This is a genomic window from Oxalobacter aliiformigenes (assembly GCF_027116575.1).
GTDB lineage: Bacteria > Pseudomonadota > Gammaproteobacteria > Burkholderiales > Burkholderiaceae_D > Oxalobacter > Oxalobacter aliiformigenes.
Map to the genome: position 1 here is coordinate 1,683,129 of NZ_CP098252.1, position 14,215 is coordinate 1,697,343.

General features: G+C 50.5%; 13 protein-coding genes and 1 riboswitch. Of the genes, 2 read left to right on the forward strand and 11 right to left on the reverse strand.

Features of this window, described 5'->3' with window-relative positions; translation table 11 throughout:
- Positions 1 to 34: 34 nt before the first annotated feature.
- The gene (locus NB647_RS07845) at positions 35 to 1,750 is read left to right on the forward strand and encodes a PhoH family protein (protein ID WP_269282828.1); all 1,716 of its coding nucleotides are present in this window, start codon (positions 35 to 37) and stop codon (positions 1,748 to 1,750) included.
- Between the two features lie 361 nt (positions 1,751 to 2,111).
- Here the strand turns inward: NB647_RS07845 and NB647_RS07850 are convergent, their stop codons facing one another.
- On the reverse strand, positions 2,112 to 2,375 hold the full coding sequence (locus NB647_RS07850) for a hypothetical protein (RefSeq protein ID WP_269282831.1): 264 nt from the start codon (positions 2,373 to 2,375) through the stop codon (positions 2,112 to 2,114).
- A 238-nt stretch (positions 2,376 to 2,613) separates the two neighbouring features.
- On the opposite strand from NB647_RS07850, the gene NB647_RS07855 reads away from it, so the two are divergent.
- The gene (locus NB647_RS07855; RefSeq protein ID WP_269264037.1) at positions 2,614 to 2,994 is read left to right on the forward strand and encodes a winged helix-turn-helix transcriptional regulator; all 381 of its coding nucleotides are present in this window, start codon (positions 2,614 to 2,616) and stop codon (positions 2,992 to 2,994) included.
- 92 nt (positions 2,995 to 3,086) lie between these two features.
- Here the strand turns inward: NB647_RS07855 and NB647_RS07860 are convergent, their stop codons facing one another.
- The 10 genes from NB647_RS07860 to queD all read right to left on the reverse strand — a co-directional run bounded on the left by NB647_RS07860 (position 3,087) and on the right by queD (position 14,215).
- Positions 3,087 to 4,190 (reverse strand): SEL1-like repeat protein, encoded by a 1,104-nt coding sequence (locus NB647_RS07860; RefSeq protein ID WP_269282833.1) that lies wholly within the window; start codon positions 4,188 to 4,190, stop codon positions 3,087 to 3,089.
- Positions 4,191 to 4,447: 257 nt separating this feature from the next.
- Positions 4,448 to 7,042, reverse strand: coding sequence for an ATP-dependent chaperone ClpB (gene clpB / locus NB647_RS07865; RefSeq protein ID WP_269264039.1), 2,595 nt, complete (start codon positions 7,040 to 7,042; stop codon positions 4,448 to 4,450).
- Positions 7,043 to 7,147: 105 nt separating this feature from the next.
- Positions 7,148 to 7,525 (reverse strand): fluoride efflux transporter CrcB, encoded by a 378-nt coding sequence (gene crcB / locus NB647_RS07870; RefSeq protein ID WP_269264040.1) that lies wholly within the window; start codon positions 7,523 to 7,525, stop codon positions 7,148 to 7,150.
- 106 nt (positions 7,526 to 7,631) lie between these two features.
- Positions 7,632 to 7,704, reverse strand: a riboswitch (Fluoride riboswitch).
- Between the two features lie 192 nt (positions 7,705 to 7,896).
- Positions 7,897 to 8,349, reverse strand: a complete 453-nt coding sequence (locus NB647_RS07875; protein ID WP_269264041.1) for a molybdenum cofactor biosynthesis protein MoaE — start codon at positions 8,347 to 8,349, stop codon at positions 7,897 to 7,899.
- Positions 8,350 to 8,391: 42 nt separating this feature from the next.
- A complete protein-coding gene (gene nadC / locus NB647_RS07880) occupies positions 8,392 to 9,255 on the reverse strand; it encodes a carboxylating nicotinate-nucleotide diphosphorylase (RefSeq protein WP_269282836.1) in 864 nt (287 codons plus the stop codon).
- Positions 9,252 to 10,376 (reverse strand): quinolinate synthase NadA, encoded by a 1,125-nt coding sequence (gene nadA / locus NB647_RS07885; RefSeq protein ID WP_269282838.1) that lies wholly within the window; start codon positions 10,374 to 10,376, stop codon positions 9,252 to 9,254. Before nadA ends, nadC begins: the two co-directional genes overlap by 4 nt.
- Before the next feature lie 83 nt (positions 10,377 to 10,459).
- Positions 10,460 to 12,058: an ABC-F family ATPase gene (locus tag NB647_RS07890; RefSeq protein ID WP_269264044.1), complete on the reverse strand. Its 1,599-nt coding sequence runs from the start codon at positions 12,056 to 12,058 to the stop codon at positions 10,460 to 10,462.
- Positions 12,059 to 12,094: 36 nt separating this feature from the next.
- Positions 12,095 to 13,210, reverse strand: coding sequence for a muramoyltetrapeptide carboxypeptidase (gene ldcA, locus NB647_RS07895; protein ID WP_332880332.1), 1,116 nt, complete (start codon positions 13,208 to 13,210; stop codon positions 12,095 to 12,097).
- A gap of 73 nt (positions 13,211 to 13,283) precedes the next feature.
- A complete protein-coding gene (tadA, locus tag NB647_RS07900) occupies positions 13,284 to 13,763 on the reverse strand; it encodes a tRNA adenosine(34) deaminase TadA (protein WP_269264045.1) in 480 nt (159 codons plus the stop codon).
- A complete protein-coding gene (gene queD / locus NB647_RS07905) occupies positions 13,760 to 14,215 on the reverse strand; it encodes a 6-carboxytetrahydropterin synthase QueD (protein WP_269264046.1) in 456 nt (151 codons plus the stop codon). Before queD ends, tadA begins: the two co-directional genes overlap by 4 nt.

Genomic DNA, 14,215 nt, shown 5'->3' on the forward strand with positions numbered 1-14,215 from the left:
GTGATTCAACACTATCAAATGAAACGAGGTTCTGATGCCACTACCGAAAATGCCAGCCAAACCCGCCGATATGATCACAAAAAAGGAAGCGGCAGCCACACGATTGCCGGCAAATGCAGTTCCCAGAGAAAAAAAGGTCTCCACAACCGCGACGAAACCGACTGCCGGCAAAATATCCGGACCGGCTGCTTCCGGAAAAACGGCGGCGACGGAAAAAGCAGGGACAACAGCAAAGGGACGGACTCTTTCCACCGCCAAACTGCCGACACGCCCTCCCCGCAAGAAACTGGTCGAAACCAGCTTGCAATCCCCCTTGAGCCGTGCGGCAAGCCAGTCCGGCGAAACCAAACTGTTTGTACTGGATACCAATGTCCTGATGCATGATCCGACTTCCCTTTTCCGCTTCGAGGAACATGATATCTTCCTGCCGATGATCACGCTGGAAGAACTGGACAATCACAAGCGCGGCATGTCCGATGTGGCCAGAAACGTCCGTCAGGTCACCCGAACGCTGGATCAGCTCGTTGCCGACGTCGACGAAAGCGTTCTGATGACAGAGGGAATTCCCCTGAACAAACTCGGCAACAGGGAAGCACAAGGGCACCTCTATTTCCAGACGAAAATGGAAGCCAGCCCGTTGCCGAAAAATCTGGCATCGGACAAGGCGGACAACCAGATACTCGGTGTCATGATGACGCTGGTTGCCGAACATCCCGGACGGGCCATCGTCATGGTTTCCAAAGACATCAACATGCGCATCAAGGCCCGCGCACTCGGATTGTCTTCGGAAGACTATTTCAACGATCAGGTCCTGGAAGATTCCGATCTGCTTTACACAGGAACGTTGCAACTGCCTTCGAACTTCTGGGAAAAACACGGCAAAAACATCGAAACCTGGCAAGAAAACGACCATCATGGCGTCAGCCAGACATTTTATCGGGTCAACGGCCCGATGGTTCCTTCCATGGTCGTCAACCAGTTCGTCTATCTCGAACCGGAAGCGGGGGAAGCGCCTTTTCAGGCACAGGTCAGAAACATCGAAGGCAAAACAGCCGTTTTGCAGACGCTTCACGACTATACCCACAGCAAAAACAATGTCTGGGGCATTACCGCCCGCAACAGGGAACAGAATTTCGCTTTCAATATCCTGATGAATCCGGACATCGATATCGTGACACTCGTCGGTCAGGCCGGTACCGGCAAGACGCTTCTCGCTCTGGCAGCAGGACTGGCGCAAGTACTGGAAATGAAACGTTACAACGAGGTCATCGTCACTCGCGTCACCATTCCGGTCGGTGAAGATATCGGTTTTCTGCCGGGGACGGAAGAAGAAAAAATGTCTCCCTGGATGGGTGCCTTGGACGACAATCTGGAAGTTCTTTCCAAATCGGACAACGATGCCGGTGAATGGGGACGCGCCACAACGCAGGAACTGATCCGTTCGCGTATCTCGATCAAGTCTCTCAACTTCATGCGTGGTCGGACATTCGTTGACAAATTCCTGATTATCGATGAGGCCCAGAACCTGACCCCCAAACAGATGAAGACCCTTATCACCCGTGCAGGTCCGGGAACCAAAATCGTCTGTCTCGGCAATATCGCCCAGATCGACACGCCCTATCTGACGGAAGGATCAAGTGGCCTGACTTATGTCGTCGACCGTTTCCGCGGATGGGAACACAGCGGACACGTCATGCTGGCTCGCGGTGAACGTTCACGTCTTGCCGATTATGCTTCTGATATCCTCTGATCCAGAGGATATCGTGACAGAAAAAGCCGGTGCATGAAAGCACCGGCTTTTTTATCTTTACGGGTTTACAAAGGAATCCCAAAAACAGGATTATTCCTAAAATCCAAAATAATTCCTGACTATCTTTTTTCAACTGCTTGTATGCCAGTATCGCCTGTATTTAAGGGGTATAACGGCATTTTTCATATCGGAAAACACTCTTTATATGTTCTTGTTATTCCTTAAGTTTTTCCATCCAAAAGCATCAGGCGGAACATGAATTTTCTGTTCACTACTTATGCAATCAGCCGTTTCATTTCCGCTACCGTACCATCAGATGCGACAGGATTATAATAATGGACAGTAACTATCCGCATTCTTTTTACTGAATACATTCATAAATACGCACATCCGGCGGAACGTCCCAAAGATCTTTCAATCCAATGAAAACATCATCCCTGAACATATCGCTATCCAGATAGGCACGTGCATTTTTTACACTGTCAAAACCGTGCAGTACCTGGACATCCTCGTTTCTGACAAGCAACTGCTTGGTCAGCGCTCCCGGGATCCGGGCCAGAAACGGTTCCCGGAAATCGGAATAGACCTTGGCAGCGGCGTTCCGGTTCCCCGTCTTTATTTTCATTGTAATCTGCAAGCAGGCTTTCACATCCATTTTATATTCCTTTCACAAAAAGATTTGTTCTGTTTCATTGATGGGCCCACCTGAAGTGTATAACAACCACCTTTTCAATAAAATATATTAATAAATTTATAATCTACTACTAATTTCAGTAGTTACTTTCATTTTCATAAGTAGATTTTACAATCGACATTATTCCGTTATTATTGAATATGAAAACGGAATCAGGAGAAAAAAGAAAATGTATGAACCGAAACTGAAAAAGGAAATCCGCTGTCCACTGGAATATGGACTGGACATTTTCGGCGGCAAATGGAAACCGCGGATTATATGCGTTCTTGCCGAGAAAAAATGTCTGCGTTACAACGAAATCCGCCGCGAAATGACGAACATTACCGATACCGTTCTCGCTGCAACACTCAAAGAACTGCTGGCCGACGATATCCTCGATCGCAAACAGTACAACGAAATCCCCCTGCGTGTCGAATATTCATTGACCAACAAAGGGGTGTCCGTCATCCCCATTCTGAAAAGCATCTGCCAGTGGTCCGGTGCCTATCATCGAAGCGACAGCGAACATGTTCTGTCGCAATGCCAGAAATGCGATTACATATTCCGGTGAGAACAAACAGAAAAAAACATCCAGCTGCGATCTCACCCGACCACTATTCCAAACCGGAAAACGGATAACAGTTCCCATCTTTCCGCGATGGATTAATCACCAAAGGGACTCAAACGGTTCCAGTCGAACTTGTCCAGATATTCATCGACAAATTCCGCCTTGTTATTTTTGTATTTTTCAACCAGCATTTTCGACTTTTCCAGCTGGGATTCCGTCAATTCCTCATGCTGGCCGGAAAAGACAAGATCCAGAGGTCGCTGGTGCGAATAAAAATGATATCCGCTCTCTTCAAATCCCTTTCGGGCATAACCGACCGGTATCTGCATCAGCAATTGTGTTGCCGCATGGGCAACGGCCTTGTTCGTATTCATCTGTGAAACCAGCCTCAAAGCCTGATAAACCGCACACGAGTTATTGCCTTTGACTTCAGGCCCGAGATTTTTCCACAACTCGCTTTCATGAAATACATTGAGTTTGACCCGGCATACCGCCTCGGCATTTCCGTTTTTCGCCGACAGCATGAACCAGTCTTGCGCCGTTTTCTCTTCACCATAATACCGGTAAACCTCACCGAGCATATATTGGGCGTAGGGAACGTTCCTGTCAGCAAACGTTCTGTATTGCTTCATTGCCCGGACATACCATGACTGTGCCTGAGCACTCTTGAAATTCATGCAATACCGGGCATACAAATATTGTGCATCCGGGTTTCCGGTGACGGCAACGGGATAAACCTGCTGACAGGCTTCACTCAGCCGATTGGCAAAAAAACGTTTGCCGTCCTCAGATGTATCCTGATTTTCCTGATACATTTCATACTGTTTCATCAGGGCGAGCACATTGCCCTTTTGGGCGGAAATACCAAACAGATCATAGACTTCCTGTTCCTGGTGGGATGGCCTGTTTTGCCAGAGCCGATATTTCATCGCCTGCCGGTATTCGGATATGCCCGGCAAATTATCCGGCAGGAAATCGCTGAAATCGATCGGAATTTTTTTCCATGCATCCGGGCTGTGCTGCGAAGTATCCGCTTTCCTGTCCGCATCATCCTGCCAGAAAACCAGAAAACGGCTGAAATAATCCGTCCACGAAGACGTTTTCTGTCCTTCGATCGAAACCGGTTCGGCAAAAGCCGTCACAGAAGCAAAAAAAATACACAAAAAGACACCGGCCCATTTTCTTGTACGATTCTTCATATTCAGCATATGTCAGGTTCGATGAACAATTGGCATAACCAGCTATATGTACCCGGTCGGCTTCAGTCGCCGGGGTGACTGAAGCCGTCACATCAAATGCCAATCATACAGGGTGCCTAATTGATCCTTCAACCTGATTTACATTATTTTTACCGACAACAGATCCGGACGTGTTTTTCATTATTCAGGATCTCCATAAAAAAATCCCCTTGAGATAATACTCAAGGGGATTTTCAATTCTGCCGAACCGGATGATTTCAGCCGGCAGTCCGTTTGTCGAATACCAGCTCACCATTCTTTTCGTCCACCAGAATGGTATCCTTCGGGCCGAACTTGCCTTCCAGAATGTACTTTGAAAGCGGGTTCTCGATCTGGTTCTGGATCGCCCTCTTTAAGGGACGGGCACCGAACAGTGGATCGAAACCGGCTTCGGCAATTTTGTGAAGCGCCGCATCGGATACTTCCATCGACATTTCCATTCCCTGCAAACGCCTGTTGACAAGTGCCAGCTGGATTTTGGCAATCGCTCCGATGTTCTTCTCATCCAGCGCATGGAACACAACGATTTCATCCACCCGGTTAATGAATTCGGGACGGAAATGTTTCCGCACCTCATCCATGACAGCCAGTTTGATCAGTCCCTGATCGCTTTTGTCCATCGACTGGATCAGTTGCGATCCCAGATTCGATGTCATGACAATCACAGTATTTTTGAAATCCACCGTCCGTCCCTGTCCATCCGTCATCCTTCCATCGTCCAGTACCTGCAACAGGACGTTGAACACGTCGGGATGCGCTTTTTCGATTTCGTCCAGCAAAATGACGCTGTAAGGTTTGCGGCGAACCGCCTCTGTCAGGTAACCGCCTTCCTCATAGCCGACATATCCCGGAGGCGCCCCGATCAGACGGGCAACTGAATGTTTTTCCATGAACTCACTCATATCGATACGGATCATGGCTTCTTCCGTATCGAACAGAAAAGCCGCCAGCGCCTTGCACAATTCGGTCTTGCCCACACCGGTCGGCCCCAGGAACATGAACGAACCATACGGTCTGTTCGGATCGGACAGACCGGCGCGGGAACGCCGGATCGCTTCGGATACGGCGACAATCGCTTCATGCTGGCCGACGACCCGTTTGTGCAGCTCGTCTTCCATATGCAGCAGTTTGTCCCGTTCCCCCTGCATCATCTTGGATACCGGAATACCGGTAGCACGCGAGACCACTTCCGCGATTTCCTCGGCATCGACTTGCGTACGCAACAGCCTCGGATGATCGTGTTCCAGTTTTTCATCCTTTTTCGTTTCGGCAGCCAGTGATTTTTCCAGTTCCGGCAATTTGCCATACATCAGTTCGGACATCTTCTGATAGTCCCCACGCCGTTTCGCTTCCTCGATCTGCTGGCGGACTTTCTCGATCTCTTCCTTGATATGTTTCGACCCTTCGACACCGGCTTTTTCCGCTTTCAGAATTTCATCGTAATCGGCATATTCCTTTTCCAGTTTCGTGATCTCTTCTTCAAGAAGCGCCAGGCGTTTCTTGGACGCCTCATCCGTTTCCTTCTTCATGGCTTCCCGTTCGATTTTCAGCTGGATGATACGGCGATCCAGTCTGTCCATGACTTCAGGTTTGGAATCGATTTCCATCTTGATACGGGAAGCGGCCTCGTCAATCAGATCAATAGCCTTGTCCGGCAAAAAACGGTCGGTAATATACCGGTGCGACAGTTCCGCTGCGGCAATAATGGCCGGATCGGTAATTTCCACCCCGTGATGCAACTCATATTTTTCCTGCAATCCACGCAAAATGGCGATCGTATCCTCAACTGACGGTTCATCGACCATAATCTTCTGGAAACGCCGCTCCAGAGCGGCATCCTTTTCGATGTACTTGCGGTATTCGTCCAGCGTCGTTGCTCCCACGCAATGCAGTTCGCCACGAGCCAGCGCCGGCTTCAGCATATTGCCGGCATCCATGGCACCTTCCGCCTTGCCCGCGCCGACCATCGTATGGATTTCATCGATAAAAACGATATCCTGACCTTCATCTTTGGCCAACTCGTTCAGAACAGCTTTCAGACGTTCTTCGAATTCACCCCGGAATTTCGCACCGGCCAGCAAAGCTGCCATATCCAGCGCCAGTACCCGTTTTCCCTTCAGACTTTCCGGCACTTCATTATTGACGATACGCTGGGCTAACCCTTCAACGATCGCCGTCTTGCCGACCCCTGGTTCACCGATCAGAACCGGGTTGTTTTTGGTCCGGCGTTGCAAGACCTGAATGGCACGACGAATTTCGTCATCACGACCGATCACCGGATCGAGTTTGCCCGAACGCGCCCGCTCCGTCAGATCCAGTGTGTACTTCTTCAGTGCTTCACGCTGGCTTTCCGCATCGGCGGAATTCACATTGGCATCGCCACGAACCGCCTGAATAGCCGCTTCCAGAGCGCTTCTCGACAGCCCTGCTTCACGAGCCAGCCGTCCGGCTTCCGATTTGTCATCCAAAAGCGCCAGCAAAATCATTTCACTGGCGATGAACTGGTCATTGCGTTTCTGCGCTTCCCTGTCGGCCAGATTCAGGACATTCATCAATTCCCGCCCGATCTGGACATCGCCCCCCGTTCCGCTTACCTTGGGCAAGCGGTCAACCGCCGTTCTGAGTGAACCGGCAAGCTTGTTGACGTTTACCCCGGCCCTTTGCAGGAGGGACTTGGTACTGCCGTCGTTTTGCTGCAGCAAAGCCGTCAGAAGGTGAACAGGATCGACATACTGGTTATCGTTGCCGACCGCCAGACTGTGTGCATCTGCAATGGCTTCTTGTAATTTCGTTGTCAATTTGTCTTGACGCATTGCAATCTCCCATAATTGTAATGAATCTTATATAGGGATCAGCATGCCTTATTTCAAGACTGTCGCATTGCGAAAAAAGGAACAAAAACGATATTTCAGGATCGCTCACAGCCCGGAAAGACAACGATAACTGGCAAAGCCCGCCATACACAACAATATGGCGCCCGCGACATGCAAAACAATCTGCAAGGCAGCCCAAACATATTCTCCACGCTGCAACATCAACGCCGTCTCTGCCGAAAAAGTCGAAAACGTCGTCAGCCCGCCCAAAAAACCCGTAATCGCAAACAACCGCCACTCCGGACTGATGCCATTGTGCGTGCTGAAAAACGCCATTGCCAGACCGATCACATACCCACCTGCCAGATTGGCCACCAGTGTCCCTAACGGGATATGCTGGTGTACCTGATTCATCAACATCCCCAGCCCCCATCTGAGCCATGCACCGATTGCCGCACCCAGACCTACCGCAAGCCAACTCATTGAAATTCCTCTCCTGTCAAATCATTTCAGAAAAAACTGCCCGTCACCGGAAACGGGAGAAAAGGAAAACCAAAAAACAGATACGCCGATCCTCACCCCTGCGGTGACAAAATCAGGCGTCATCAGCCACAGGAACCTGTGGCGATTGGGAAAGGTGGAACACCATCACCTTGATGAAACGAGAATAACTGCCCAAAGCGGAAAAAACAATACCCGTATTGCCATAAATTTACTCTAGCGGGATATTGTATGAATGATTTTTGAATTCCTATTTCTGAGAAAACGGTTTTTTACCATGCAAAGATGCTCATGAACAGTAACCATGACTCCGGTTATAGAAATATACTGTTCTTAAACAGGATGAAAGCGCACTACTTTTTCCACCTGTCCAGTACATCCTGATCGGAAGACTTCGCTTTTACCCATCGCATTCCACTTGCTGTTTCTTCCTTTTTCCAGAATGGCGCTCGTGCTTTCAACATATCGATGAGGTACTCACACGCCATAAATGCGTCTCTCCGATGACGGGAAGCAACGGCTACCAACACGATCTGATCAGAAAGTTTGAGTTTGCCAACGCGGTGGATGACGGTCAGATCAACGATATCCCAGCGCCTTCGTGCTTCATCGACGATTTCACCGAGTACCAGCTCAGTCATTCCCGGATAATGTTCCAGTTCCATGGATAAGATGGACTGGTCGTCATGAATATCCCGTACCGTACCGAGAAACGAAACCACCGCACCGATATCCTGACGTCCGTCACGCAAGCGTTTCAGTTCTTCCGACAGGTCGAAATCTTCGGTCTGGATATAAATGGACATAAGCGTACAAAAACGAGAGACGATTCATGAAAGCCGAAGGTATCAGGACAGTAATCTGAGTGAATAATCCGTTGCCCTGACATGTTTGGTCAGTTCACCGATCGAAATACGATCCACTCCTGTTTCCGCAATATCCCGGATTGTCCGTCGGTCAATTCCGCCTGATGCTTCAAGCACCGCACCCATTCCGGAATCTCTCGCGATCCGTACAGCTTCACGCATGTCGTCCAGTGTGAAATTATCCAGTAAAATGGAACGAGCCCCTGCCGCAAGTGCCTCTTGCAACTGGACAAGGGTTTCGACCTCGATCTGGACGGGCACGCCCGCTTTTTTCGCGGCCTGTTCAAGCGATTGCCGGATACCGCCTGCGGCGGCGATGTGGTTTTCCTTGATCAGGATGGCGTCGTACAGCGCCAGCCGCTGGTTTTCGCCCCCGCCGACGCTGACGGCGTATTTCTGGGCGATGCGCAAGCCCGGTACGGTTTTGCGCGTGTCGTATATTCTGGCGTGCGTCCCATCGACAAGCCGGACGTATTCGCGGGTGGCGGTCGCGACGCCTGAAAGAAGCTGGAGAAAGTTCATCGCCGTGCGTTCTCCGGTCAGTATCGCCCTGACCGGGCCGGAAATGCTGCACACTTCGCTGTCGGCTGCCATTTCGTCACCCTCGTTGTACCGCCACTGGATCGTGATACTGTTATCGAGCCGGTGCATGACGGCTTCAAACCATGGGATACCGCACAGGACGGCCTTTTCGCGGACGATGAGATGACCGGACACCTGTTCATCCGGCGGCAACAGCGAGGCGGTCAAATCGCCCGTTCCGACATCTTCCGCCAGTGCTGTTTCCACATTGGAGGCAATCGCGGCATCCAACAGCTTTTCCCAGGCAAAACCGGAACGGTTCATGCTACCCCCATACCGGAAGTCAGCACCGCTTCCCTGTCTTGCGCTTTCGCTTTCTGCTGTGCGGAGAAGTCCAGCATCCTCTCGATGCAGACGATGGCTTTTTTCGCCGTTTCGCCATCAACGAAGATTTCGTTTTTGTCCGTTTCCAGCGTGCGGGCGAGATTTTCCAGCGAATTCATCGCCATCCAGGGACATTGCGCACAGCTCTTGCAGGTCGCGCCATGTCCGGCCGTCGGTGCCTCGATAAAGGTTTTTCCGGGAATCTGTTGTTGCATCTTGTGGAAAATCCCCTTGTCGGTAGCCACAATGAAAGTTGTGGCATCCATGGTTTTCGCCGCATTCAGAATCTGGGATGTCGAGCCCACCACATCGGCCTGTGCCACCACAGAAGCGGGCGATTCGGGATGAACCAGTACTTTCGCACCCGGATGCTCCTGTTTCAGCAGATACAGTTCGGCTGCCTTGAATTCGTCATGGACAAGACAGGACCCCTGCCATAACAACATGTCGGCACTGGTCTGTTCCTGAATATAACTTCCCAGATGCCGATCCGGGCCCCAGAGAATTTTTTTGCCTTCTTCATGCAAATGCCTGACGATTTCCAGTCCGATGGAAGATGTGGCCATCCAGTCGGCGCGAGCCTTGACGGCTGCGCTGGTATTGGCATAGACGACAACCGTCCTGTCCGGATGGGCATCGCAAAACGCAGCGAATTCATCGGCAGGGCACCCCAGATCGAGCGAGCAGCAGGCATCCAGATCAGGCATCAGGATTTTTTTGTCAGGGCTCAGTATTTTGGCTGTTTCTCCCATGAAACGGACACCCGCGACAACCAGCGTTTTTGCCGGATTGTCCCGTCCGAAACGGGCCATCTCAAGCGAGTCCGCCACACAACCGCCTGTTTCCTCAGCCAGATCCTGAATATCGCCATCGACATAGTAATGCGCAACCAGAACCGCGTTCTTTTCTTTCAGGAGTTTTTTGATTTTCTCCCGGTATTCCTGTTTTTCCTGTCGCGACAACTCTCTCGGAACACGGGCCCAGGCATTGGCCACGGTACGTGCTCCGCTTTGCATTTCGGGCAATTCGTATTGAACTTCCTTGATTCCAGAATTTTGCATTTTATCGACTGAAAATAATGAGACTAATATTTCAACTATCGCACAAACCGGAAAAAATGTCAGGAAAAGTCCGGATTTAGGTCCTATTCAATACCCTGGCTGTGCAGATATTCATCGTAACTTCCCCTGAAATCGATAATCTGCCCGTCTCTGACTTCAAGAATCCGTGTGGCCAGCGAAGAAACGAACTCGCGGTCATGCGAAACGAACAGAAGCGTTCCGGTATATTTTTCCAGAGCGATATTCAATGCCTCAATGGATTCCATATCCATATGGTTGGTCGGTTCATCCATCAACATGACATTGTGGCGTCCCAAAATCAGTTTGCCATACATCATGCGCCCTTTTTCTCCGCCGGACAACACTCTCACCGGTTTTCTGACATCGTCTCCCGAAAACAGCAATCTTCCCAGAACAGACCGTACAGTCTGGTCATCATCCCCTTCCTTGGTAAAACGGGCCATCCAGTCGGTCAGATTCAATTCATTCTCAAATTCTTCCGCCGTATCCTGCGGCATATAACCGATATTGGCATGCTCCGCCCATTTGACGGAACCTGAATCCGCTTTCATATGACAGGCCTCAGCACCCAGACAGCGCAAAAGCGTTGTCTTGCCGGCCCCATTGGCACCGATAATCGCCACCTTTTCTCCCGCCTCGATCATGATATCGAAATGACTGAAAATCGGACGGTCATATGATTTGGACAGGTTTTCGGCTTCCACGGCCAGACGATGCAATTTCTTTTCGGATTCAAAACGGATATAGGGATGCACGCGACTGGACGGTTTGACATCCTCGACCCGGATTTTTTCAATCTGGCGTGCACGGGACGTGGCCTGTCTGGCCTTGGACTTGTTGGCGGAAAAACGCCGGACAAACTCCTGCAATTCGGCGATCCGTTCCCTGGCCTTGGCATTCGCGGCCTGTTGCTGCGCCCTGGCCTGGGCTGAAGCCAGCATATAATCGTCATAATTGCCGGGGTAGACTTTCAGCGTACCGTAATCCATATCGGCAATATGCGTGCAGACCTGATTCAGGAAATGGCGGTCGTGCGAAATGATGATCATGGTGGAATCGCGTTCGTTCAACACGTTTTCCAGCCAGCGAATGGTATTGATATCCAGATTGTTGGTCGGTTCATCCAGAAGAAGGATATCCGGATCGGAAAAGAGCGCCTGTGCCAGCAGGACACGCAGTTTCCATCCCGGTGCCACCGCACTCATTGGTCCTTCGTGAAATTCCAGACCGATACCGACTCCCAAAAGCAACTCGCCGGCCCTCGCTTCCGCCGTATAACCGTCGTATTCGGCAAATTTCGCTTCCAGCTCCGCCGCTCTCATGTAATCATCATCCGTCGCGTCAGGATTGGCATAAATGGCATCGCGCTCCACCATCGTCTGCCACATTTCTGTATGCCCCATCATGACGACATCAAGGACACGCCTATCTTCATAGGCAAACTGGTCCTGTCGAAGTTTGCCGAGCCGTTCATTCGGATCAAGCATCACGGTACCCGATGTCGGCTCCAGATCTCCCCCCAGAATTTTCATGAAAGTCGATTTGCCCGCTCCGTTCGCTCCGATCAGGCCATAACGGTTGCCTTCACCGAATTTGACGGAAATGTTTTCGAACAGCGGCTTCGGGCCGAACTGCATGGTAATATTGGCAGTAGAAAGCACGGTTATCCTTGTACGATGTTGATAAAACCGGTTATTTTACCAAACCGTGGGATAACCGCTCAAATACAGTTGCGTTTTACCTTCCCGCGAAACGAGACGTGCATGGCCTCCGACAGGCAATGTAGCCTTGTCCCTGACATGACCGAACGGCAACCCGGTCAAAACGGGGATAGTCAAGCGGGACCGCAACCAGACCAGCATGGCCTCGAAATCGTACCCGTTATCGTAATCCGTCTCCTTAAATTCCGTGAAATGGCCCAAAACCAGCGCCTTCTGTTTCCCCAGAATACCCGCTTCATCCAGCTGCAACAGCATCCGCTCCACCCGATATGGCTGTTCATGGACATCCTCGACAAACAGAATGCCACCGGAAATGTCAGGCATCCAGGGCGTTCCTGCCAGATGGGCCAGCATGGTCAGATTTCCGCCCCACAAAACACCTTCCACATTCACATCGGGATTATTCCGTGAAAACCATTCAAGAAATACTTCCGGTGAGGTCATACATGCTTCGAAGTGGTCAATGGTAAATCCGCCAGGTTCCTTTCCCGCAAAATCACTATTGACCATGGGACCGGCAAAACTGATTCCTCCTTTTTTCAGCAAGGCCATCTGGAAAACCGTAAAATCGCTATGTCCGACAAACAGTTTGCCGCTTTTGGCCAGTCCGTCGAAATCAAGGTAAGGCAAAAGCCGTGTCGTGCCATAGCCTCCCCGCAATGCCATAACGATTTGCGCCCGGGGATTGGAAACCGCCTGAACGATCTGCTGTACCCGTTCTTCGTCTGTGGCCGAAAAACGCTGATAGCGCTTTTCCGGATCATAATAATTGAAGACCCGATATCCCCTCGACTTCAGGGAATCTATCCCCTTTTCAAGGCTCGAATCCGGCACATAGCCACCGGGTGCGATGATCGCGATACCGATTTTTTTCGTATCCATCATTGTATTCTGTTTTGTGGGAAGCGATTGGCGCCGGACGTCCTGTTCTTCCGGCAAACGGTAAAAATCACGGGAACCGGACATTCCAGTTTCGCAAGCGGCCGATATTTCCGTTGTCTCGGCCCTTTTTCCCGAATCTGTCGAAAAAGCAGACGACGCATAAAACGAGATCCAGCCCAAAAACAGTGAAACAACAAACTTTTTCATCATGACCGTTCCTGTCAAAGGCAATGAATCCGGGAAGATTTTTCCGATATTTCAGCGATCCTCCCTCATTACGCAGTCAATCCCCTTTTTCCCGCATTTCCTTCTGCTTTTTTCTTCGTCCGGCAAAAAACGTTTTCAATAATGTGGAACACTCTTCCTGCAAAACCCCCCCTGTCACTACCGTATGGTGATTCAGTTCTTTTCTTGCAAAAAGATCGACAACACTGCCGCACGCTCCCGTTTTCGGATCAGCGGCACCGAAAACAACCCTTTTCAACCGTGCATGAATCATCGCACCGACACACATCGCACAGGGTTCAAGCGTGACGTACAGTTCGCATTCCGGTAACCGATAGTTTTTGCAGACTTCGGCAGCATCCCGCAATGCCATGATTTCAGCATGCGCGGTAGGATCGTGGCCGGAGATCGGACGGTTGAACCCCCTTGCTATAATGACCCCGTTTTGCACGACAACTGCCCCGACCGGCACTTCACCGGCTTTTTCCGCCAGCCGTGCCTGCTCCAGAGCTTCTTGCATCATGATTTCGTCATTCATGAACCGGTCGGCGCCGACACCTCGGCCCAGCAATTCGGCGTCTCATAAATACGCACGCTCTTCAAAACAAGCGAACGGCCGAAAAAACTGTCATAGACGTTTTTCAGGGTATCGAAAGCAACCTGTGCCATATTTTCCACCGTCGGCACCCGATCAAGAACAACTGTCTTGTGGTTCGGCAAGCTGTCAAGAAACTGTCTGACCGGCGTATCTTTTTCATAAACCAGAAAAGCGTGATCCCAATGCGAAACAAGATGCGTTTCAGCCAGTTTTTTGACTTCGGAAAAATCGAGAATCATGCCATTGCCGGAATCGCCATCCTTTTCAAGCGGATCACCTTCAAGAGTAATATGCAGAACATAACGGTGCCCGTGCAGATTTCTGCACTGGCTATGATGGTCCGGGATACGGTGACCGGCATCGAATTCAAGTTTTCGGGTAATCGTCAACAT

Excerpts from the sequence above, each read along its gene's own strand:
- crcB (WP_269264040.1), bottom strand. The coding sequence starts at position 7,525 with ATGAGTTGGCTTGCGGTAGGTCTGGGTGCGGCAATCGGTGCATGGCTC.
- queD (WP_269264046.1), bottom strand. The coding sequence starts at position 14,215 with ATGTTGACGATTACCCGAAAACTTGAATTCGATGCCGGTCACCGTATC.
- nadA (WP_269282838.1), bottom strand. The coding sequence starts at position 10,376 with ATGCAAAATTCTGGAATCAAGGAAGTTCAATACGAATTGCCCGAAATG.
- NB647_RS07855 (WP_269264037.1), top strand. The coding sequence starts at position 2,614 with ATGTATGAACCGAAACTGAAAAAGGAAATCCGCTGTCCACTGGAATAT.
- NB647_RS07845 (WP_269282828.1), top strand. The coding sequence starts at position 35 with ATGCCACTACCGAAAATGCCAGCCAAACCCGCCGATATGATCACAAAA.
- NB647_RS07875 (WP_269264041.1), bottom strand. The coding sequence starts at position 8,349 with ATGTCCATTTATATCCAGACCGAAGATTTCGACCTGTCGGAAGAACTG.
- NB647_RS07860 (WP_269282833.1), bottom strand. The coding sequence starts at position 4,190 with ATGAAGAATCGTACAAGAAAATGGGCCGGTGTCTTTTTGTGTATTTTT.
- clpB (WP_269264039.1), bottom strand. The coding sequence starts at position 7,042 with ATGCGTCAAGACAAATTGACAACGAAATTACAAGAAGCCATTGCAGAT.
- NB647_RS07850 (WP_269282831.1), bottom strand. The coding sequence starts at position 2,375 with ATGAAAATAAAGACGGGGAACCGGAACGCCGCTGCCAAGGTCTATTCC.
- ldcA (WP_332880332.1), bottom strand. The coding sequence starts at position 13,210 with ATGATGAAAAAGTTTGTTGTTTCACTGTTTTTGGGCTGGATCTCGTTT.
- nadC (WP_269282836.1), bottom strand. The coding sequence starts at position 9,255 with ATGAACCGTTCCGGTTTTGCCTGGGAAAAGCTGTTGGATGCCGCGATT.
- tadA (WP_269264045.1), bottom strand. The coding sequence starts at position 13,763 with ATGAATGACGAAATCATGATGCAAGAAGCTCTGGAGCAGGCACGGCTG.